At 68.7% G+C, this 17843-nt stretch carries 23 protein-coding genes; 9 read left to right on the forward strand and 14 right to left on the reverse strand.

Annotated elements, in window-relative coordinates; genetic code table 11:
- Positions 1-65 precede the first annotated feature (65 nt).
- Complete coding sequence (gene mutY / locus ABC766_RS05605) at positions 66-1400, reverse strand: A/G-specific adenine glycosylase (protein WP_345821446.1); 1335 nt, start codon at positions 1398-1400, stop codon at positions 66-68.
- Positions 1401-1520: 120 nt separating this feature from the next.
- Here mutY and ABC766_RS05610 point away from each other — a divergent pair, with 120 nt between their 5' ends.
- The 7 genes from ABC766_RS05610 (at position 1521) to ABC766_RS05640 (ending at position 5663) form a co-directional block, all read left to right on the forward strand.
- Positions 1521-2003: a DUF721 domain-containing protein gene (locus ABC766_RS05610; protein ID WP_043383805.1), complete on the forward strand. Its 483-nt coding sequence runs from the start codon at positions 1521-1523 to the stop codon at positions 2001-2003.
- 89 nt (positions 2004-2092) lie between these two features.
- The gene (locus ABC766_RS05615) at positions 2093-2737 is read left to right on the forward strand and encodes a DsbA family protein (RefSeq protein WP_043351909.1); all 645 of its coding nucleotides are present in this window, start codon (positions 2093-2095) and stop codon (positions 2735-2737) included.
- A 191-nt stretch (positions 2738-2928) separates the two neighbouring features.
- Positions 2929-3303, forward strand: coding sequence for an AtpZ/AtpI family protein (locus ABC766_RS05620; protein WP_043351911.1), 375 nt, complete (start codon positions 2929-2931; stop codon positions 3301-3303).
- 74 nt (positions 3304-3377) lie between these two features.
- A complete protein-coding gene (locus ABC766_RS05625; RefSeq protein WP_043351912.1) occupies positions 3378-4133 on the forward strand; it encodes a F0F1 ATP synthase subunit A in 756 nt (251 codons plus the stop codon).
- A gap of 75 nt (positions 4134-4208) precedes the next feature.
- Positions 4209-4436: a F0F1 ATP synthase subunit C gene (locus ABC766_RS05630; protein ID WP_007566773.1), complete on the forward strand. Its 228-nt coding sequence runs from the start codon at positions 4209-4211 to the stop codon at positions 4434-4436.
- Between the two features lie 146 nt (positions 4437-4582).
- Positions 4583-5161, forward strand: coding sequence for a F0F1 ATP synthase subunit B' (locus ABC766_RS05635; protein ID WP_345821459.1), 579 nt, complete (start codon positions 4583-4585; stop codon positions 5159-5161).
- A gap of 16 nt (positions 5162-5177) precedes the next feature.
- A complete protein-coding gene (locus ABC766_RS05640; RefSeq protein ID WP_170861837.1) occupies positions 5178-5663 on the forward strand; it encodes an ATP F0F1 synthase subunit B in 486 nt (161 codons plus the stop codon).
- A gap of 206 nt (positions 5664-5869) precedes the next feature.
- Here ABC766_RS05640 and ABC766_RS05645 read toward each other — a convergent pair whose 3' ends face one another.
- Entirely contained in the window at positions 5870-6739 is an 870-nt protein-coding gene (locus ABC766_RS05645; protein ID WP_043755825.1) for a formate/nitrite transporter family protein, read from the reverse strand.
- Positions 6740-6789: 50 nt separating this feature from the next.
- Positions 6790-7530, reverse strand: a complete 741-nt coding sequence (locus ABC766_RS05650; RefSeq protein WP_043755823.1) for a competence/damage-inducible protein A — start codon at positions 7528-7530, stop codon at positions 6790-6792.
- 77 nt (positions 7531-7607) lie between these two features.
- On the opposite strand from ABC766_RS05650, the gene sfsA reads away from it, so the two are divergent.
- A complete protein-coding gene (gene sfsA / locus ABC766_RS05655) occupies positions 7608-8321 on the forward strand; it encodes a DNA/RNA nuclease SfsA (RefSeq protein WP_345821461.1) in 714 nt (237 codons plus the stop codon).
- Here the strand turns inward: sfsA and ABC766_RS05660 are convergent.
- Positions 8308-9150, reverse strand: coding sequence for an FkbM family methyltransferase (locus ABC766_RS05660; RefSeq protein ID WP_075379675.1), 843 nt, complete (start codon positions 9148-9150; stop codon positions 8308-8310). The two genes, sfsA and ABC766_RS05660, sit on opposite strands and share 14 nt — an antisense overlap.
- Positions 9151-9266: 116 nt before the next feature.
- On the opposite strand from ABC766_RS05660, the gene ABC766_RS05665 reads away from it, so the two are divergent.
- On the forward strand, positions 9267-10031 hold the full coding sequence (locus ABC766_RS05665) for an alpha/beta fold hydrolase (RefSeq protein WP_043351922.1): 765 nt from the start codon (positions 9267-9269) through the stop codon (positions 10029-10031).
- 4 nt (positions 10032-10035) lie between these two features.
- Here the strand turns inward: ABC766_RS05665 and ABC766_RS05670 are convergent, their stop codons facing one another.
- From ABC766_RS05670 to ABC766_RS05715, 10 genes are all read right to left on the reverse strand, one after another.
- A complete protein-coding gene (locus tag ABC766_RS05670; RefSeq protein ID WP_043351924.1) occupies positions 10036-10815 on the reverse strand; it encodes an ABC transporter permease in 780 nt (259 codons plus the stop codon).
- On the reverse strand, positions 10812-11744 hold the full coding sequence (locus ABC766_RS05675) for an ABC transporter ATP-binding protein (protein ID WP_043351926.1): 933 nt from the start codon (positions 11742-11744) through the stop codon (positions 10812-10814). Before ABC766_RS05675 ends, ABC766_RS05670 begins: the two co-directional genes overlap by 4 nt.
- Positions 11745-11920: 176 nt before the next feature.
- A complete protein-coding gene (locus ABC766_RS05680) occupies positions 11921-12172 on the reverse strand; it encodes a hypothetical protein (RefSeq protein ID WP_043351927.1) in 252 nt (83 codons plus the stop codon).
- Between the two features lie 271 nt (positions 12173-12443).
- The gene (locus ABC766_RS05685; protein ID WP_345821466.1) at positions 12444-12755 is read right to left on the reverse strand and encodes a hypothetical protein; all 312 of its coding nucleotides are present in this window, start codon (positions 12753-12755) and stop codon (positions 12444-12446) included.
- A 299-nt stretch (positions 12756-13054) separates the two neighbouring features.
- Positions 13055-13384, reverse strand: coding sequence for a hypothetical protein (locus ABC766_RS05690; RefSeq protein ID WP_043351931.1), 330 nt, complete (start codon positions 13382-13384; stop codon positions 13055-13057).
- A 245-nt stretch (positions 13385-13629) separates the two neighbouring features.
- On the reverse strand, positions 13630-14013 hold the full coding sequence (locus tag ABC766_RS05695) for an SUF system Fe-S cluster assembly protein (protein ID WP_043351932.1): 384 nt from the start codon (positions 14011-14013) through the stop codon (positions 13630-13632).
- Between the two features lie 52 nt (positions 14014-14065).
- Positions 14066-15310, reverse strand: coding sequence for a cysteine desulfurase (locus ABC766_RS05700; protein ID WP_345821467.1), 1245 nt, complete (start codon positions 15308-15310; stop codon positions 14066-14068).
- 187 nt (positions 15311-15497) lie between these two features.
- Positions 15498-16820 carry a SufB/SufD family protein gene (locus ABC766_RS05705; RefSeq protein ID WP_043351935.1) on the reverse strand — a complete coding sequence of 441 codons (1323 nt, stop codon included), beginning with the start codon at positions 16818-16820 and terminating at the stop codon, positions 15498-15500.
- 3 nt (positions 16821-16823) lie between these two features.
- Positions 16824-17576 carry a Fe-S cluster assembly ATPase SufC gene (gene sufC / locus ABC766_RS05710; RefSeq protein WP_043351937.1) on the reverse strand — a complete coding sequence of 251 codons (753 nt, stop codon included), beginning with the start codon at positions 17574-17576 and terminating at the stop codon, positions 16824-16826.
- Between the two features lie 15 nt (positions 17577-17591).
- Positions 17592-17831, reverse strand: coding sequence for a cytoplasmic protein (locus ABC766_RS05715; RefSeq protein WP_345821468.1), 240 nt, complete (start codon positions 17829-17831; stop codon positions 17592-17594).
- Positions 17832-17843 lie beyond the last annotated feature (12 nt).

The following is a 17843-nucleotide window of genomic DNA, read 5'->3' on the forward strand; positions in this document are numbered from 1 at the left end:
CGGCAGGGTCGCTGGATTCCGGGGCTCGCGCCTGCTGGCAGCCCCGGACGTGCGGTGCGACCGGGTCAGGGCCGTCTTCGGGCCGGACCCCGGCGCCGCGGCGAGGTCGGTGTCGCGGGCGGCTCCACCTCGCCCTCATGCAGATCGTCCGTTTCGGGCGGTGGCGCGGGCGCCGGCCTCGGCTGGGGCTTCGGAACGGCCCGCACGCGCGGGCGCGGGTCCGGATCCGGCATTGATACCGGCGCCTCCATCGCCGCGAGGAGCGGCATCGGCGGCGGCTCCTTCCGGGGGCGTCCGCGCGGCTTCGCCTCGGGCTCCGGCTTCGGATCGAAGGCGTGGGCCAGGACCTTGCGCATCAGGCCGGGGAGCGGCTCGTCGTCGAGGGCGCTGCGCGGGGTGAAGCGCATGCCGGCCGGAACCGGTGTCGCGAGCGCGACACGGGCCACGAAGACCGTCAGCTCCAGGGGAAAATGCGTAAAGCCGTGGCGCACGAGCCCCGGAAGCCGCTTCCACCGGGCATCCAGCGGCGCGTCCAGGAGGGCGGCGGCGACGTCGTAGTCCGGCTCCCAGGCGCTGCCCGGCGGCTCGGCCATGTTGCCGAGCAGCCCCTCCGGCGCGCGCGTCCGCAGCAGCACCGCCTCGTCGCCGCTGCGGATGACCACGAAGGCCGCACCGCGGCGGAGCGCGCCCTTGGCGACCTTGATCTTGCGCGGGAACGTCTGCTGGGTGCCGAGCGACCGGGCGCGGCAGGGCAGCATCCACGGGCAGAGGGCGCAGGCGGGGCGCTTGGGCGTGCAGATCGTCGCGCCGAGATCCATGAGCGCCTGGGCGAAGTCGCCGGGCCGGTCCTCCGGGACCAGCGCCTGCGTCAGGCGGCGGATCTCCGGCCGGCTGCCCGGCAGTGGCGTCTCCACCGCGTAGGCCCGGCTCAGGACCCGCTCGACATTGCCGTCGACGGCGGCCTCCGGCCGGTCGAAGGCGATCGCCGCGATCGCGCCCGCCGTATAGGCGCCGATCCCCGGGAGCTTGCGCAGGCCCTCGGCCGTGTCGGGGAAGCGCCCGCCGGCCGCCGCGACCGCCTTCGCGCAGGCGTGCAGGTTGCGCGCGCGGGAATAGTAGCCGAGCCCGGCCCAGGCCGACATCACCGCCTCCTCGGGGGCGTCGGCCAGGGCGAACACGTCGGGGAAGCGGGTGAGGAACCGCTCGAAATACGGCCGGACCGCCGCGATCGTGGTCTGCTGCAGCATCACCTCGGAGAGCCAGACCCGGTAGGGATCGGGCACCTCGCCGGCGAGCGCCCGCCAGGGCAGCACCCGCCGATGCCGGTCGTACCAGGCGAGCAGCTCGTCGGCGCGCGGTTCGGGGCCGGGCTTGGGATCCGTGGCGGTGCGGGTCGGCATGCGTTCAGGCTGCATAGCCGCAGGTCGGCGGCGATCATAGGGCGATGACAGCGCGGCCCCGTGCTCCCTTCGTCAACCATCCTGCGCTAACCTTCGCGGATCCACAGGGCCGGAACCACCATGGCGCGCGTCAAACCGCTGGCCGAGCTGATCGAGAGCTGCATCGGACCTGCCTTCGCGGCGCAGGGCTTCGCGTCGACCGACATCCTGGCCGCCTGGCCGGAGATCGTCGGCGAACGGCTCGCGCGATATTGCCGGCCTTCCAAGCTCGAATGGCCCAAGCGTCGCCGGAAGGATGCCGGCACGCCCGAATCCGGGACGCTGGTGGTGCGCGTCGAGGGCGTCTTCGCCCTCGAGCTGCAGCATCTCGCGCCGGTGGTGATCCAGCGGATCAACGCCCATTACGGCTGGGCCTGCGTCTCGCGGATCGTTCTGCAGCAGGACCGGGTCGGGCGCGGCGCCCGAGCGCCCTCCCCCGCCCGCATCGATCCGGCCGCCGCCGTTGAGGTGCAGCGCGCCGTAGCGGGGATCGCCGATGACGGCCTGCGCGCCGCCCTCGATCGCCTCGGCATCGCCGCGGTGGCGACGCGCCCGGACCGGTGAGCGGTCGATTCGGTCACCTTGCCAGGACGGTCGCGCCCGAGTACCGGCTTCGGAACGCCACGACTGTTCAATCCGGCGGAGCCTGCCCGATGACGACGCGACGCGACGCTCTCAAATTCTCCGGCCTCGCCCTCGGCGCCGGTCTCGCCCTGCCCTACCTCGCGCGGCCCGCCCGGGCACAGAATTCCGAGATGGCCGCGCTGCTGCAGCCGGGTCCCCTCGGCGATGTCTGGCTCGGCCCGGCGGACGCCAAGTGCACGATCATCGAATACGCGTCGATGACCTGCTCGCACTGCGCGGCCTTCCACCGGAACACCTGGCCGACCCTCAAGGAGCGCTACATCGACACCGGCAAGGTGCGGTTCACGCTCCGTGAGTTCCCCCTCGACCCGCTGGCGACGGCGGCTTTCATGCTGGCGCGCTGCCAGGGCGATTCCAAGTATTACCCGATCACCGACCTGCTGTTCGACCAGCAGCCGGCCTGGGCCTTCACGCCCAAGCCTGTGGACGCCCTGGAGCAAATGCTCCGGCAGGCCGGCTACAACAAGCAGACCTTCGAGGCCTGCCTGAAGGACCAGAAGATCTACAGTGCGGTCAACGCCGTGAAGCAGCGCGGCCTCGACGTGTTCAAGGTCGATTCGACCCCGACCTTCTTCATCAACGGCGAGCGCTATACCGGCGAGATGACCGTCGAGGGGATGGAGAAGGTGATCAAGCCGCTGATCGGGGCCTGAGAGCCCTGCCGGAGCCTTGTGCGCAACGCGGCTCCGGCGCGTCGCTTGAAGCTGGAATTCCAACTCAAAATCAAAGACTTACTGTGTATGGGGTTCGCCTTGACACTCAAGATAGGCGAAACTATGGTGCGCCCCGCTTGCTGGGGGTGTCCAGCGGGTTCCAGATCCTCCTGCCCGATGAGTTTTGAGCCGTGAACGGCGACGACCAGAGGGACGGGAAAGGGACCCAGCAGACGCCGACGGACAGCGAACTCTCCGCGAGGCTCAGACGTCTCGAGACGCAGATCGAACGGAAGCGGCCGCAGGCTGCTCCCGATCCATCGACGCGCCCTCGGAACGGCGGGCCATCCTCGCTGGGCCAGGCCATGACGATCTCCACGGAGTTCGTCGCGGGCGTGATCGCAGGGGGCATACTCGGCTGGATCGTCGATCATGTCTTCGGGACGAAGCCCTGGGGCCTGATCGTCCTCCTGATGCTGGGGTTCGTCGCGGGGATCTACAACGTGATGCGGGTGTCGGGTTTCGCCGGCGCGCGTCCGGGACGGCGCGATCGGCAGGAGCCATAAGGCGCGCCGATCGGTAGGGAATGTGGGGCGGCCGACACCCGTCGGCGCGCCGGACAAGAAGGGCGGAAGCGGGAATGGCGGTCACGATCGACCCGATTCATCAGTTCGAGCTGAAGCCGCTCGTTTCGCTGGGCCATATCGGCCATCAGCAGCTCGCGTTCACACAGTCCGCCCTCTACATGTTCGCGGCTGTCGGGGTGATCGCGCTGATCACCATCGTGGCGACGGCGTCGCGCTCGGTCGTGCCGGGCCGCATGCAGGCGCTGGCCGAGATCTTCTACGAATTCATCGCCGATACCGTGCATCAGGCGACCGGCGACGGCGGCAAGCGGTTCCTGCCGCTGGTGTTCTCGCTGTTCATGTTCGTGCTCGTCCTGAACCTCTTCGGGATGATCCCCTACGCCTTCGCGGTGACCAGCCACCTGATCATCACCTTCGGCCTCGCGGCGCTGGTGATCTCCACCGTGGTGATCTTCGGTGTGATGAAGCACGGCACCCATTTCTTCGGCCTGTTCGTGCCGTCGGGCGTGCCGAAGCCGCTTCTCGCGATCCTGGTGCCGATCGAGGTGATCTCGTTCATCTCGCGCCCGATCAGCCTGTCGGTCCGTCTGTTCGCCAACATGCTGGCCGGCCACATCGCGATGAAGATCTTCGCCTTCTTCGTGGTCCAGCTTCTTCTCGCAGGCGCCTGGAGCGTGCTATCGCCGCTCCCGCTGTTCCTGACGATCGCGCTGACCGCTCTCGAGTTCCTCGTTGCGGCGCTTCAGGCATACGTCTTCGCGACGCTGACGGCGATCTACCTCAACGACGCCCTTCACCCCGGCCACTAGTCGTCAGACCTGGCCGGCTCCACCCGCCGCAAACGTCACTGCACGTTTCGATCTGAAGAGACCTCAGGAGTTACCATGGATCCCGTCGCTGCGAAGTACATCGGCGCCGGCCTCGCCTGCCTCGGCATGGCGGGTGCGGGCATCGGCCTCGGCAACCTGTTCGGTCAGTTCCTCGCCGGCGCCCTTCGCAACCCGTCTGCGGCCGACGGCCAGCGCGCCACCCTGCTCCTGGGCTTCGCCCTCACCGAGGCGCTCGGCATCTTCTCGCTGCTGATCGCCCTGCTGCTGCTCTTCGCCGTCTGATCGGCGTCCCGGAGGCCGCGGTCCCCGCGGTCTCCTCCCGGGCTCCGGCCCGATGAACGGGTGGACGCTCCCGCGACGGGGCGTCCGCCTTCGTCCGTCACCGCGCCGGCGGTGGCCTCACCGAACGGTGTCAGTGTAGCGGTCTCATGGCGCAGCCCAATCCCCTCACCACGCCGCCCCCGGGCGCCGACACGAAGCTCGTGCCGGGCCATGTCGAGCATACGGAAGCGCATTCGGGCGCCTTCCCGCCCTTCGAGACGTCGGGCTTCCTGGCGCAGCTGATCTGGCTCGCCCTGGCCTTCGGGCTCCTCTACTACCTGATGGACAAGATCGCGCTGCCGCGGATCCAGTCGATCCTGCACGCCCGCGCCGAGCGCCTGCGTGCCGACCTGGACCAGGCGCAGGCGATGAAGGCCGAGGCGGATGCCGCCGGCGTGGCCTTCGAGACCGCCCTCCGGGATGCCCAGGGCAAGGCGCGCGACATCGCGCAGACCACCCGGAACACGCTGGCCGCCGAGGCCGAGACCAAGCGAAAGACGCTGGAGGCGGAGCTGAACGCCAAGCTCGTCGCTGCCGAGGCGACGATCCGCACGCGGACTGAAGCCGCCATGGGCAATGTCCGCTCCATCGCGGGCGAGGCCGCTTCGGCGATCGTCGAGCGTCTGACGGGTCAGGCCCCCGACCGGGCCACCCTCGACCGCGCCCTCGACGCCACCGCACACTGAACGGGATCCCACGATGCTGCTCGAAGCCGAATTCTGGGTCGCCGTCGCGTTCGTCATCTTCATGGGCATCGCCTGGAAGGCCGGTGCCTTCTCGACGATGACCAAGGGTCTGGACGGCCGCGCCAACCGCGTCCGCCACGAACTCGACGAGGCCAAGCGCCTGCGCGAGGAGGCGGCCGCCGTACTCGCCGACTATAAGCGCCGTCGCGCCGAGGCCGAGAAGGAGGCCGAGTCGATCGTCGCCGGTGCCCGCGAGGAGGCCGCGCGCGCCGCCGAGGAGGGTCACCGCAAGCTCGATGACTTCCTTGCCCGCCGCACCAAGGCTGCCGAGACGAAGATCGCCCAGGCCGAGGCGCAGGCCGAGGCCCAGGTCCGCGCCGCTGCCGCGGAGGCTGCGGTGAAGGTATCGGAGACCATCCTGCGCGAGCGGATGCAGGGCGAGGCGGCGCAGGGCCTGATCCGTGCGAGCCTCGGCGAGGTCCGGACCCGCATGCGGTCCTGACCGCACCGGCATCGCCGCAGGGAGAAGCCGCCTTCGGGCGGCTTTTTTCGTTTCGGGAACTGCGAGGCCTCTGCACGGCGACGCCGGGCGTCGTCTCGGTCGGCGCCAGCCGTCCGGCCGTCGCCGCATCGGCTCAGGGCCGCGTTGGGGCGGACCGCGCTCGATCCGCGCGGTGGCAGGACCGGTTCTGGACCGGGCGTCCGGGTCTAATCCGCCCGCTCGCCCTCGACGGCCTTGGTCTCCTCCACCTCCGGGGCGACCTGCCCGTAATTCAGCACCGCCACCAGCGCCACGCCGCCGAAGGTGTTGCCGAGGAGCGTGGGGAGAAAGAACTTCAGCCCGTAATCGCCCATTGAGGCCGCCCCCGTAACGACCAGGTAGAAGGCCTCCACGGAGCCGGCGACGATGTGGGCGAGGCTGCAGAGCGCCACGAGCCACGTCATCAGCAGGATCACGAACGGCGCCGCGCTGGCCGTGGCGGGGAGGAACCAGACCATCAGGGCGATCATCCAGCCGGCGAAGACCGCCTTGATGAACGTCGCCCAGAAGCCGTGCGCTATGGCATCGTGGCTGATCTCCGCGAAAGCCTTGAGGACCGGCGGCTCGAAGGCGCCCGAATGGGCGAGCAGCGTCGCGATCGCCAGCGTTCCCAGGATGTTGCCCGACAGCACGATGGTCCAGAGCCGGATGACCCGGAGGCCCGTCTTCACCGAGCGGTCGTGCAGCAGCGGCAGGATCGGCGTGATCGTGTTCTCGGTGAAGAGCTGCTGGCGCCCGAGGACGACGACCAGAAATCCCACCGCATAGCCCATCGAACTCACGATCTTGGCCCAATCGGTCTCGGGCAGGTGGCTCCGCAGGACCCCCGGCACGATCAGGGACAGCGCGATGCTCAGGCCGGCGGCGAAGGCCGAGAGGAACAGGGCGAGGCCGTGGCGCCGCAGCTCCTCGTCGCCGCCGAGCCGGATGACCTCGTGCAGGACGTAGGCATCGGGCCGGACGATCTCGGAGACCTCCTTCAGCAACGCGTCGCGCCGAGCCTCCGGATCGCCGCGCTTATTCTTGTCCCGAACCATCCGCCCAGCTCCGCAACGCAACTCGATCCGATCGGATGCAGGATAGTCCGTCAGGCCGAGAGACGCGCCACCAGCGCCTCGACCGCGCTCCGCGCCTCCGCGAGCGCCTGCGCGTCCCGGCTGCGCACGACGATCCGGTTGCGAAAACCGTCCGGAGTCATCGCGGGATACGAGCCGATGGAGACGGCCGGCCGCGCCTTGGCGATCTCGCCGAGGTCGCCCGCGTAGTTGCCCTCCGGCAGGCCGGCCGCCTCGATCGTCTCGGACAGCATCGCGGCGCCGCCTGTCAGCGTCGGGGCGATCGAATCCAGCATGGCCTGCATGATGCCGGGCACGCCGGCCATCACGTGGACATTGCCGAGGCGGAAGCCCGGCGCCTTCGAGACCGGGTTGGCGATCAGGTCGGCTCCGAACGGAATCCGCGCCATGCGCAGGCGCGCCGCGTTCAGGTCCTCGGGCTTGTGCCGCTCCAGCAGCATCGCACGCGCCCGCTCATCGACATCGATGCCGACCCCGAAGGCCTCGGCCACGCAATCGGCGGTGATGTCGTCGTGGGTCGGGCCGATCCCGCCGGTGGTGAACAGATAGGTGTAGCGGGCACGCAGGGCGTTGACCGCCTCGACGATCATGGCGGCCTCGTCAGGCACGATCCGCACCTCGCGCAGGTCGATGCCGGCGGCGGTGAGGAAGTCGGCGATCGTGCCGATGTTCTTGTCCTTGGTGCGACCCGAGAGGATCTCATCGCCGATGACGAGGATCGCGGCGGTGACGGATTCGGAAGGCTGGGGCATGGAACTCTGGCGTCGGGCGGGGCCTGCAGGCAGATAGCGCAACCGCTGCCCGCGACTACGTGAACCCCGAGGATCCGATGCAGTTCGCCGCGCCGCTCGTGCCGGGACGGCTCGTGCAACGCTACAAGCGCTTCCTGGCCGACATCGATACCGATGAGGGACGGGTCACGGTGCACTGTCCCAATCCCGGAGCGATGCTCGGGCTGAACACGCCCGGCGCCCGGGTGCTGCTGTCGCGCTCGACCAATCCGGCACGCAAGCTGCCGCTGACCTGGGAGCTGGTGGAGGCCGACCTGCCCGGGGGGCTGCAATGGGTCGGCATCAACACCCTGCGCCCGAACGCCCTCGTGGCCGAGGCCTTTCGCGCCGGCGCGATCACGGCGCTCGCCGGCCACGACACGCTGAAGCCGGAGGTCCGCTATGCCGAGGCCAGCCGGGTCGATTTCCTGGCGAGCGGCGCGGTGGCCGGCTCCTGCCACGTCGAGGTGAAGAACTGTCACATGATGCGTCGGGCGGGCCTCGCGGAATTCCCGGATTGCAAAGCCGCCCGCAGCGCCCGGCACATGCGCGACCTGGCTCAGGTCGTGGCCGAGGGGGGCCGGGCGCTGGTGATCATCGTCGTGCAGATGAAGGCCGAGGCGTTCGACGTCGCCCGGGACATCGACCCCACCTTCGACCGGGCGTTCCGGGAGGCGCGAGCGGCGGGTGTGGCGGTCCGGGCCTACCGATGCGCCGTCGGGCCGGAGGGCGTCGTCCTCGCCGGGGAGATTCCGGTGGTCACGCCGCCCTGACGGTGCTGCGCTCGAACATCAGGTTCAGCCGGGAGCGGGCGATCTCGCGATAGCCGTAGCGCGCCAGATGCTGCAGCAGGTCGAGCTGCCACTGACCGGTGCCGTTCTCGATCAGCAGGATCCGCGGCAGGAGCGCGTCCGGCGCCTCGCGCAGGAACGGCTCCAGGATGAGGTCCTCGGCGCCCTCGACGTCGAGCTTGACCGCATCGACCCGGGTGAGGCCCTCGCTCCGCAGGAGATCGAGGAGGGTCACCGCCGGGACGGTGATCCGCGCACCCTCGTTGGTGCCGACGATGCGCAGGCTCGACTCGCCGCGGTTGCGCGGATCGATGAACAGGGTCAGCTCGCCCGCCTTGTCGGCTACCGCGCAGGCGACCGCCTTCACGGTGTGGAACGGGTTCTGGGCGATGTTGTAGGTCAGGCGGTCGAACACGTCGGGCTGCGGTTCGACCGCGACGATCCGTGCGCCCGGGCCCGAGAAGGCGGCCACGCACAGGGCGTAGGCGCCGACATTGGCTCCGATGTCGAGGAACACACAGTCCCTCGGCAAGTGCTCCTGGAGCAGCGCGCGCTCCTCCGGATCGAAGAACTGCGGGGTGAAGAGCACCTTCTTCTCGCAGTTGTTGTTGTAGGGGTGCAGCCGCATCCGCGCGCCGTAGCGGGTCACGTCGAGGGGCTTGCCCCCGAGCCGCGCGATGGCGATCCGGCGCAGGAACAGCGCGAGGCGCCGCCCGTACCAGGATTCGGCCGGGATCCGGTTCGTGCGGCGGGTGATCGCCGCGACGAGACCGGACGGTTCATAGGTGCCGTAGGGCTGGATGTCGGTCATGACCGGGGCGGTTTGCCAGCCGGCGCCCCGAGCCGCAAGCGGATCGATCCACGTTGCTCCGGCGCGCTCCGGTGGTCTAAGCCGTGGCCGAGCTTGATGAACACGGGTTGCGCGGCATGGAGTCCTTCAATTCCGACGGCGTGCGGATCGCCTATATCGACGTCCCGCCCGCGGACGGGGCCGGGAAGCCGATCCTTCTGATCCATGGTTTCGCGTCAAACCATGCGGTCAATTGGGTCAACACCCAGTGGGTGCGCGCCCTGACCCAGGCCGGCTACCGCGCGATCGCGCTCGACAACCGCGGTCACGGCGAGAGCGAGAAGCTCTACGATCCGGCCGCCTACAGCTCCGACGCGATGGCCAACGACGCGATCCGGCTTCTCGACCATCTCGGCATCGAGCGCGCTCACGTCATGGGCTACTCGATGGGCGGGCGGATCACCGCCCATATTGCCCTGGACCATGCGGACCGGGTTCGCTCGGCCCTGATCGGCGGCCTCGGAATGCACCTCATCGAAGGCAAGGGTTTGCCCTCGGGGATCGCCGAGGCCCTGGAGGCGCCCGCCGGGACGCCGGCGCCCAACCCGACGGCCGCAGCCTTCCGCACCTTCGCCGAGCAGACCCGCAGCGACCTGCGGGCGCTGGCCGCGTGCATGCGCGGCTCACGTCAGACGCTGAGCCGGGGGGAACTCGCGCAGATCGAGGTCCCGGTTCTGGTCTCGGTCGGGACCCTCGATACGGTCGCGGGCTCCGGCCCGGGGCTCGCCGCCCTGATCCCGGACGCCCGGGCCCTCGAGATCGAGGGCAAGGACCACTCCACCGCGGTCGGTGCCAAGCCGCACCGGGACGGGGTGCTGGCCTTCCTGGCCGCGCAGCCCTGAAGCCTCAGCTCTTCAGCCGGTAGCCCGTCCGGAAGATGTAGGTGACGAGGCCGAGGCAGATCACCAGGAACAGAGCGGTCATGCCGAGGCTGATCGCGATGTTCACGTCCGCCTTGCCGAAGAACGCCCAGCGGAAACCGCTGATCAGGTACACGACCGGGTTGAGCAGGCTCACGGCGTGCCAGAAGGGCGGCAGCATGGAGATCGCGTAGAAGCTGCCGCCCAGGAAGGTGAGCGGGGTCACGACGAGGAGCGGCACCAGCTGCAGCTTCTCGAAGCCGTCCGCCCACAGGCCGATGACGAAGCCGAACAGGCTGAAGGTCACCGCGGTGAGGAGCAGGAAGCCGAGCATCCAGAGCGGGTGATCGATCCGCAGCGGCACGAACAGGGCCGACGTCGCCAGGATGATCAGCCCGATCAGGATCGATTTGGAGGCCGCCGCGCCGACGAAGCCCAGCACCACCTCGAGCGGCGAGATCGGCGCCGACAGGATCTCGTAGATCGTACCGGCGAAGCGCGGGAAGTAGATGCCGAAGGAGGCGTTCGAGATGCTCTGCGTGAGCAGCGAGAGCATGATCAGGCCGGGCACGATGAACAGCCCGTAGGGCACGCCGTCGACCGCCGAAACCCGGGAGCCGATCGCGGCGCCGAAGACCACGAAGTACAGGGTGGTCGAGATGACCGGAGCCAGGATGCTCTGCCCGGCGGTGCGCCAGAAGCGGCCCATCTCGAACCGGTAGATGGCCCGGACCGCCGGCCAGTTCAGGGTGAACGCCGCGCTCATGCCTGTGCCCTCTCCTCGCGCACGAGGCCCACGAAGATGTCCTCCAGCGAACTCTGTTCGGTGTGAAGGTCCTTGAAGCGGATTCCCGCCGCCGCCAGGCCGGTGAGAAGCCCCGTGATGCCGGTCCGCTCGGCGCGGGTGTCATAGGTATAGACCAGCTCGCTCCCCTCCCCGGAGAGCGCCAGGCCGTAATCGGCGAGTTCCGGCGGCACCGCGGTGATCGGCTGCTGGAGATGCAGGGTCAGCCGCTTGCGCCCGAGCTTGTGCATCAGCGCGGCCTTCTCCTCGACCAGGATGATCTCGCCCCGGCGGATCACGCCGATGCGGTCGGCCATCTCCTCGGCCTCTTCGATGTAATGGGTGGTGAGAATGACGGTGACGCCCTGCTGGCGCAGGTCGCGCACGAGGCGCCACATATCCTGGCGCAGCTCCACGTCGACGCCTGCGGTGGGCTCGTCGAGGAACAGCACCCGGGGCTCGTGCGACAGCGCCTTGGCGATGAGCACCCGCCGCTTCATCCCGCCCGACAGGGTCATCAGCCGGCTGTCGCGCTTGTCCCAGAGGGACAGCGCCCGCAAGATCCGCTCGATATGCCCGGCATCGGGCTTCATCCCGAACAGGCCGCGGGAGAAGCTCACGGTGTTCAGCACCGTCTCGAAGGCGTCGGTGGTCAGTTCCTGCGGCACGAGGCCGATCGCCCGGCGCGCGGCGCGGTAATCCGCCACGATGTCGTGGCCGTCGACCAGAACGCTTCCCGAACTGGCGGTGACGATGCCGCAGACGATGTTGATGAGCGTCGACTTGCCGGCACCGTTCGGACCCAGCAACGCGAAGATCTCCCCCCGCTCGATGGCGAGGTCGATGTCGCGCAGGGCGGTGAAGCCGGACGTGTAGGTCTTAGACAGCTTCGAGATGGAGATGATCGGCATCGGGGCCTGGAACGAGCTGGGGCATGCGCGGTGCCGGCAGCCATGAGGCCGGCACCGGAAACGCGGTGGGCCGACCGATCGGACCGTCTTCGGTAGCGGGCGCCCCTATAGCACGCGGCAATCACGGTGCTGACAGACCCCGTGTGTGCCACCGCACCGCGAGGACGCCGCGTCCCTCACGTGCGGCCGTAGCGCTCCGCCAGCGCCACGCACTCCTTCCGGAGATCCGGGTCTTCGATGCGCGAGAAGGCCGTCAGCAGCGCGGCACATTCCGCGGCGCTCGGGCCGCGGGTTCCCCCGGAGGCTGGCGGCCTCCGGAATGTGGATTCCGGAACGTTCAACATGCGGGCGATGTCTCGAAGCAGCTTGTCCCGCTCACGAGCCGACTGGGCCGCGCCGTCGAGATCGAATCCGCCCGCGTCCGTCATGATCTCTTCGAAACCAATCCTTCAGCCGAGCGCGAATGCACGGGGTCCCACACACGCGCCGTTCGCGCGGCGCGGCTCTACCATTCACACTCTCGCGGCGGGTGCAACCTACCGTTATGGCTCTACCTCGGAAGAGGGCTGCGACTTAAGGCCGGATGGCTGGCACGTAGAGGCAGATCGGCGGGCCTGCCTCCAAATTCGGCAAGCGTGAAGCAACCTCCACGCTGGAACATCATCAAAAAATACAACTATAGGTGGCGGCAATGCCGCCCTAGGCCGCGTGGCGCAGGGTGAACAGCGCGGCCAATCCCAGGATCGTCGCACCGCCGAGAAATCGACGCCAGGGATTCACGCCGCGCAGCAGCTCATCGGCAGCCCACCAAGCCAGCGCAAGATCCGCCCCAAGGGACAGCCAGGATGCGAGCGGCCCGTGCTCCTGCGCCGACCAAGCGGCCAGAGTGAAGCCAGCAAACAGCCAGAGCGGCAGATTGGGCCACTGGGCCACCGTCATGGCGCCGGTGTTCCTGTCGCGGAACAGCCAATCGAGCGCCCGCCGGACGGTCGTGGGCGGTGATGGGACCATGGCTCGAACCTTCCTGCTTCCAGCAGGTGCGTAGCGCCGCATCGGATCGGACCAAGATGAACCGCCGCCTGCGGATCCCGAATTAACGCAGCGGTAACGTTAGTAAACAGAAACCGCCGGTAAATCCCTAACGGAACCTGAAAGGACTCGCGAGAATCCCACGCTTTGGATGATGATCGGACATCGCAGCGGCGTCCCGTCAGCCGAACAACGAGGATCGATCATGAGCGCGCGCCTGGAAGATCTGAAGTTCATGCTGACGCTCAGCGCCGTCGTTCTGTTCGGCAGCGGCTTCGACATCATCCTGCGCTGATGGCACCGGTCAGGTGGGCCGGCAGGGCCGGGCCGCCGCGCACGATGGCGCGTCCGAGCGCCGAGCGGGCTGCCGAAGGGCGGCCCTGCAATCCGCTGCCGCGTCCCGGTGTGAACGGGACGGCGACCGCGTGCGACGCGAAGTCCACGCGGCGGGGCGTTCCGGCGGTGGCGGACGGGATCTGCCCGGAGCGGAGAAAGCTCCGCAATTCGGCGGCCTTTGCCTGGCGTTCCGTCCGTATCCGGAGCACCGCGATCACGAGGCCGACCAGCCCGGCCGCCTCCAGGAACGCCGCGACCACGTAGCCCGAAGCCATCCGTTTCCACCAACCGTATCGAGGGAGTTGCCGCTGTTGCTGCGGCCGTCTCCGCTCTGCGCCGCGATGGTTAGCGAGACCTTAACGGCTACGTAGATCGCCGCAGGTTCGCCGGTGCCGTCCAGTCCTTCGCAACGCCAACGTTTCGGCTTATGCCCTTGTCGCAGCAGCGAAACTCCAGCACGGTCACGCGCCTGGCGGCACGCGCCCATGCGTGTTCAGGAGCCTGTGAACGCCGGTCCGCCCTACCACATGTCGAGGGCGACGCGCGCCTCGTCCGACATGCGGCTCTGATCCCACGGCGGATCGAACACCATGGTCACCGAACAGGACTGGACGCCCGGCACGGCGCTCACCGCATTCTCCACCCAGCCCGGCATCTCACCGGCCACCGGGCAGCCCGGGGCGGTCAACGTCATGTCGATGGCGACCTTCCGATCGTCGCCGATATCGACCTTGTAGATCAGGCCGAGTTCGTAGATGTCGGCCGGAATCTCGGGATCGTAGACGGTCTTCAGGGCCGCGACGATGTCGTCGGTCAGGCGATCGAGCTCCGCCTGCGGGATCGCGGAATCGCCTTCGACGGCGGGGGCGTTCATGCCCCCCGTGATGGTGGCGTCGGTGGTCATCGCTTCACTCTCCCCGGACCCGCGCGGACGGGACCAGCCTCGGATCCAGATATCAGGTAAACAGCATCTCCGCCCTGCCGAGGGCTTCGGCAAGGGCATCGATCTCGGCGGTCGTGTTGTAGAGCCCGAAGGACGCGCGGCAGGTCGAGGTCACGCCGAACCGCTGGAGCAGCGGCATGGCGCAGTGGGTTCCGGCCCGGACCGCCACGCCCTGGCGGTCGATGACCGTGGCGATATCGTGGGCATGAGCGCCCTTCATCTCGAAGGCGATCACACCGCCCTTGCCGGCAGCCGTGCCGATCAGGCGCAGGGCGTTCATCGCGCCGAGCCGCTCCTGCGCGTAAGCCGTCAGCTTCGCCTCGTGGGCGGCGATCGCGTCGCGTCCCAGCGTCATCATGTATTCCAGCGCCGCGCCGAGGCCGACAGCCTCGATGATGGCCGGGGTGCCCGCCTCGAATTTGTGCGGCGGCTCGTTGTAGGTGACCGCGTCCTCGCTCACCGTCCGGATCATCTCGCCGCCGCCCTGGTAGGGCGGCAGGCGCTCCAGCCATTCCTTCTTGCCGTAGAGCACGCCGATCCCGGTCGGCCCGTAGACCTTGTGGCCGGTGAAGACGAAGAAGTCGCAATCGAGCGCCTGCACATCGACGGGCTGATGGACCGCGCTCTGTGCGCCGTCGAGCAGGACCGGGACGCCGTGGGCGTGGGCGATCCGCACGATCTCCGCGGCGGGCGTCACCGTGCCCAGCACGTTCGACATGTGGGTGATCGCCACCATCTTGGTGCGGGGCGAGAACAGCTTCTCGTATTCCTCCACCAGGAAGTTGCCCTGGTCGTCCACCGGTGCCCACTTGATCACGGCGCCCCGGCGCTCGCGCAGGAAGTGCCAGGGCACGATGTTGGAGTGGTGCTCCATGATCGAGAGGATGATCTCGTCCCCCTCCCCGATCAGGCCGGACCAGCCCATCGACGAGGCCACGAGGTTGTAGGCCTCGGTGGCGTTGCGGGTGAAGATGATCTCGTCCGTGGAGGCGGCGTTGAGGAACTGCCGCGTGGTCTCACGGGCGCCCTCGAAGCCCTCCGTGGCGGCGTTCGCCATGTAGTGCAGGCCGCGGTGGACGTTGGCGTAGCCGGTCTCCATGCAGGAGACCATCGCGTCGATCACCTGACGGGGCTTCTGCGCCGAAGCGGCGTTGTCGAGGTAGACCAGCTTCTTGCCGTAGACCTGCTGGCCTAGGATCGGGAAATCCTTGCGGATCGCCTCGACGTCGTAGGCGGGGGTGAGGACGGGTGCGTTCATCGCTTCTCACTCACTGAGCGCCCACCCTTCGAAGAGGACGGGCCCCCTCCCCCATGCGGGGAGGGGTAGGGGTGCGGGTGGGTCATGAGGCGCCGCCCAGCTTCGACCGGCGCCGCTCCCACCTCAGGCTCCTCCCCGCATGGGGGAGGAGAGCGCATCGCGTGCAGGACGGAGCGGATTGCGGATGCTACACCCGTGCCTTCAGCCAGGCCTCGATCTCGCCGACCAGCGCCGCGCGGGCGCCCTCGTGCGTGACCGCTTCGACCGCCTCGCCCACGAAGGCCTGCACGAGCAGGCTCTCGGCGATCGCGCGCGGCAGGCCGCGGGCCATCAGGTAGAACAGCAGATCGTCGTCCGGCGCACCGCAGGTGGCCCCGTGGCCGCAGGCGACGTCGTCGGCGAAGATCTCCAGCTCCGGCTTGTTCATCATCTGCCCCTCGTCCGTGAGGAGGAGGCAGTCGGACTTCATCTTGCCGTCGGTCTTCTGGGCGGCCTGACGGACGATGATCTTGCCCTGGAACACGCCGGTGGCGTCACCGTCGATGATCCACTTGAACTGCTCGCGGCCGACACCGCCCACGGCGGCATGGTCGGCGAGCAGCGTCGAGTCGGCGAGCTGTCCCCTGCGCAGCATGGCCGCGCCGTTGACGACCACGTTCGTGTCCTCGCCCGCGATGTGGACGAAGATCTGGTGGCGCGACAGCACTGCTCCGGTCACGAGGTTCACGGTTTCCACCTGCCCCTCGGCCTCGACCTTCAACGACAGGGTCGAAAGCGCGATGGTGGCATCGCCCTCGATGTTCAGGCGGGTGTGCCGGAAGGCAGCCTTCGGGCCGACCACCACGTCGAGGGCGTCGTTCGGCTGGCAGGTGAGGCCGTCCGTTCCCTCATGGCTCTCCAGCAGGCTGAACTCCGCGCCCTCGCCCAGCTGGACGAGCACGCGGGTCGCCGTGGAGAACGGCGCGTCGCCGGTGCCCACGAAGCGGAGATGCAGCGGCCGCACCGGCTTCGCACCGGCAGCGACCGTGATCACCGCGCCATCGGCCAGGAAGGCGGTGTTGAGCTGGTAGACCGGGTTCTCCCGGGCCTGTGCGACCGGGGCGAGCTGCTTCAGGCCGGCATGGCCCTGGGCGAGGGCCTCCGACATCGGCACGACCGTGACACCCTCGGGGATCGCATCGAGATCCGACAGTTCGCCGATGAGGTGCCCGTTCACGAAGGTCAGGCGCGCGGCCTCGATGCCGGAGAAGCCCTTCGCCTGCGCGACGGCCGCCTTGGCGACCTCGAGGCTCGGCGCATCGGCCGGCGGCGCGGCCTCGGTGATGGCGGCGCGCAGATCCGTGTACTTGAAGGCCTCGACCCGGCGGCTGGGCAGGCCGGTCGCCTCGAAGAAGCGGAACGCCTCCTCGCGGGCGATCGCCGTCTCGCTGGCGAAGCTCTGGCGGGCCGATTCGAACAGCTTCGACAGGCCGGCCTCGGCGGGGGAGCGGAGGTTGGTGACGCCGGCCATGGTTCAGGCCGCCTCGTTGGTGCGATACTCGGCGTAGCCGGAGGCCTCGAGTTCGAGGGCGAGCTCCTTGCCGCCGGTCTTCACGATCTGACCCTTCGACATGACGTGCACGGTGTCGGGCACGATGTGGTTGAGCAGCCGCTGGTAGTGAGTGATGACCAGGAACGAGCGGTTCTTGTCGCGCAGCGCGTTCACGCCCTCGGACACGATGCGCAGGGCGTCGATGTCGAGGCCTGAATCGGTCTCGTCGAGCACGCAGAACTTCGGCTGCAGCAGCGCCATCTGGAGGATCTCCATGCGCTTCTTCTCGCCGCCGGAGAAACCGACGTTGAGGGCGCGCTTGAGCATCTCCTTGTTGATCTCGAGCTTGTCGGCGGCGCCGTTCACCGCCCGGATGAAGTCGGGGGTCGACAGCTCCGCCTCGCCGCGCGCCTTGCGCTGCGCGTTGAGGCAGGCCTTGAGGAAGGTCATAGTGCCGACGCCGGGGATCTCCAGCGGGTACTGGAAGGCCAGGAAGATACCGGCCGCGGCGCGCTCGTCGGCGGCCATCTCCAGCACGTTCTGCCCGTCGAGCAGGATCTCACCGTCGAGGACCTCGTAGTCCTCCTTGCCGGCGATGACGTACGACAGGGTCGACTTGCCCGAGCCGTTCGGCCCCATGATCGCCGCGACCTCGCCGTCGTTCACGGTCAGGTTCAGGCCGTTCAGGATGCGGTTGTCCTCGATCTGCACGACGAGGTTCTTGATTTCCAGCATGTCAGTCCAAGTCCTTCAAAACCATTCGTCTCGCATCGCCCGCAGAAACGCGAGGTTCCCGGCCGGGTAGCCGGAGAGATCGCCGATCACCGCGTCGATGCCACACCGGGGACAGAGGGCGGTGCCATCATCGGCGATCCACCCCGCGATCTCGTCCGGCGCGAAAATTTCGAGGCAGAAGAAGCATCCGCACAGGACGCTGCTCCTGACCTCGTCGGCGTGCCGCGCGCTGTGCCGATGCGCGGCCCGCAGCACGTCGTCGTCGAA

It is taken from the genome of Methylobacterium fujisawaense (genome assembly GCF_039619325.1).
Classification (GTDB): domain Bacteria; phylum Pseudomonadota; class Alphaproteobacteria; order Rhizobiales; family Beijerinckiaceae; genus Methylobacterium; species Methylobacterium fujisawaense.

Bases quoted from the DNA above. Each gene is read 5' to 3' on its own strand.
- mutY (WP_345821446.1), bottom strand. From the start codon at position 1,400: ATGCCGACCCGCACCGCCACGGATCCCAAGCCCGGCCCCGAACCGCGC.
- ABC766_RS05610 (WP_043383805.1), top strand. From the start codon at position 1,521: ATGGCGCGCGTCAAACCGCTGGCCGAGCTGATCGAGAGCTGCATCGGA.
- ABC766_RS05615 (WP_043351909.1), top strand. From the start codon at position 2,093: ATGACGACGCGACGCGACGCTCTCAAATTCTCCGGCCTCGCCCTCGGC.
- ABC766_RS05625 (WP_043351912.1), top strand. From the start codon at position 3,378: ATGGCGGTCACGATCGACCCGATTCATCAGTTCGAGCTGAAGCCGCTC.
- ABC766_RS05630 (WP_007566773.1), top strand. From the start codon at position 4,209: ATGGATCCCGTCGCTGCGAAGTACATCGGCGCCGGCCTCGCCTGCCTC.
- ABC766_RS05635 (WP_345821459.1), top strand. From the start codon at position 4,583: ATGGCGCAGCCCAATCCCCTCACCACGCCGCCCCCGGGCGCCGACACG.
- ABC766_RS05645 (WP_043755825.1), bottom strand. From the start codon at position 6,739: ATGGTTCGGGACAAGAATAAGCGCGGCGATCCGGAGGCTCGGCGCGAC.
- ABC766_RS05650 (WP_043755823.1), bottom strand. From the start codon at position 7,530: ATGCCCCAGCCTTCCGAATCCGTCACCGCCGCGATCCTCGTCATCGGC.
- sfsA (WP_345821461.1), top strand. From the start codon at position 7,608: ATGCAGTTCGCCGCGCCGCTCGTGCCGGGACGGCTCGTGCAACGCTAC.
- ABC766_RS05660 (WP_075379675.1), bottom strand. From the start codon at position 9,150: ATGACCGACATCCAGCCCTACGGCACCTATGAACCGTCCGGTCTCGTC.
- ABC766_RS05665 (WP_043351922.1), top strand. From the start codon at position 9,267: ATGGAGTCCTTCAATTCCGACGGCGTGCGGATCGCCTATATCGACGTC.
- ABC766_RS05670 (WP_043351924.1), bottom strand. From the start codon at position 10,815: ATGAGCGCGGCGTTCACCCTGAACTGGCCGGCGGTCCGGGCCATCTAC.
- ABC766_RS05675 (WP_043351926.1), bottom strand. From the start codon at position 11,744: ATGCCGATCATCTCCATCTCGAAGCTGTCTAAGACCTACACGTCCGGC.
- ABC766_RS05680 (WP_043351927.1), bottom strand. From the start codon at position 12,172: ATGACGGACGCGGGCGGATTCGATCTCGACGGCGCGGCCCAGTCGGCT.
- ABC766_RS05685 (WP_345821466.1), bottom strand. From the start codon at position 12,755: ATGGTCCCATCACCGCCCACGACCGTCCGGCGGGCGCTCGATTGGCTG.
- ABC766_RS05690 (WP_043351931.1), bottom strand. From the start codon at position 13,384: ATGGCTTCGGGCTACGTGGTCGCGGCGTTCCTGGAGGCGGCCGGGCTG.
- ABC766_RS05695 (WP_043351932.1), bottom strand. From the start codon at position 14,013: ATGACCACCGACGCCACCATCACGGGGGGCATGAACGCCCCCGCCGTC.
- ABC766_RS05700 (WP_345821467.1), bottom strand. From the start codon at position 15,310: ATGAACGCACCCGTCCTCACCCCCGCCTACGACGTCGAGGCGATCCGC.
- ABC766_RS05705 (WP_043351935.1), bottom strand. From the start codon at position 16,820: ATGGCCGGCGTCACCAACCTCCGCTCCCCCGCCGAGGCCGGCCTGTCG.
- sufC (WP_043351937.1), bottom strand. From the start codon at position 17,576: ATGCTGGAAATCAAGAACCTCGTCGTGCAGATCGAGGACAACCGCATC.